Below are 1,379 nucleotides of genomic sequence, written 5' to 3' on the forward strand. Positions count from 1 at the left end.
AAGGCTGAGCTGTGACAGCGAGGGAAATTAAGTACCGAAGTTCCTGATCCTACACTGCCAAGAAAAGCCTCTAGCGAGGTGAGAGGTGCCCGTACCGCAAACCGACACAGGTAGGCGGGAAGAGAATTCTAAGACGCTCGGGAGAACTCTCGTTAAGGAACTCGGCAAAATGACCCCGTAACTTCGGGAGAAGGGGTGCTCTGTTAGGGTGCAAGCCCGAGAGAGCCGCAGTGAATAGGTCCAAGCGACTGTTTAGCAAAAACACAGGTCTCTGCGAAGCCGCAAGGCGAAGTATAGGGGCTGACACCTGCCCGGTGCTGGAAGGTTAAGGGGAGTGGTTAGGCGCAAGCCGAAGCTGTGAACCGAAGCCCCAGTAAACGGCGGCCGTAACTATAACGGTCCTAAGGTAGCGAAATTCCTTGTCGGGTAAGTTCCGACCCGCACGAATGGTGTAACGACTTGGACACTGTCTCAACGAGAGACCCGGTGAAATTATATTACCTGTGAAGATGCAGGTTACCCGCGACAGGACGGAAAGACCCCATGGAGCTTTACTGTAGCTTGATATTGGATTTTGGTACAGCTTGTACAGGATAGGTAGGAGCCTTGGAAGCGTGAGCGCCAGCTTACGTGGAGGCGTCGGTGGGATACTACCCTGGCTGTATTGAAGTTCTAACCTCGAACCGTGATCCGGTTCAGGGACAGTGTCAGGTGGGCAGTTTGACTGGGGCGGTCGCCTCCTAAACAGTAACGGAGGCGCCCAAAGGTTCCCTCAGAATGGTTGGAAATCATTCGCAGAGTGCAAAGGCATAAGGGAGCTTGACTGCGAGACCTACAAGTCGAGCAGGGACGAAAGTCGGGCTTAGTGATCCGGTGGTTCCGCATGGAAGGGCCATCGCTCAACGGATAAAAGCTACCCTGGGGATAACAGGCTTATCTCCCCCAAGAGTCCACATCGACGGGGAGGTTTGGCACCTCGATGTCGGCTCATCGCATCCTGGGGCTGAAGTAGGTCCCAAGGGTTGGGCTGTTCGCCCATTAAAGCGGTACGCGAGCTGGGTTCAGAACGTCGTGAGACAGTTCGGTCCCTATCCGTCGTGGGCGCAGGAAATTTGAGAGGAGCTGTCCTTAGTACGAGAGGACCGGGATGGACACACCGCTGGTGTACCAGTTGTTCCGCCAGGAGCATAGCTGGGTAGCTACGTGTGGACGGGATAAGCGCTGAAAGCATCTAAGCGTGAAGCCCCCCTCAAGATGAGATTTCCCATTACGTTAAGTAAGTAAGACCCCTTAGAGATGATGAGGTTGATAGGTCTCGGGTGGAAGCGTGGCGACACGTGGAGCTGAGAGATACTAATCGGTCGAGGACTTATCCAAAT

General features: G+C 54.3%; 1 rRNA gene (only partly in view). It reads left to right on the forward strand.

The features are described from left to right. A 23S ribosomal RNA gene (locus tag N7Z68_RS24050) occupies positions 1-1,377 on the forward strand; its annotated part reaches 1,670 nt to the left of the window's first position; the annotation flags it as partial. Positions 1,378-1,379 lie beyond the last annotated feature (2 nt).

The sequence above is a fragment of the Alkalihalobacterium chitinilyticum genome, from assembly GCF_029028005.1.
Classification (GTDB): domain Bacteria; phylum Bacillota; class Bacilli; order Bacillales; family Bacillaceae_F; genus Alkalihalobacterium; species Alkalihalobacterium chitinilyticum.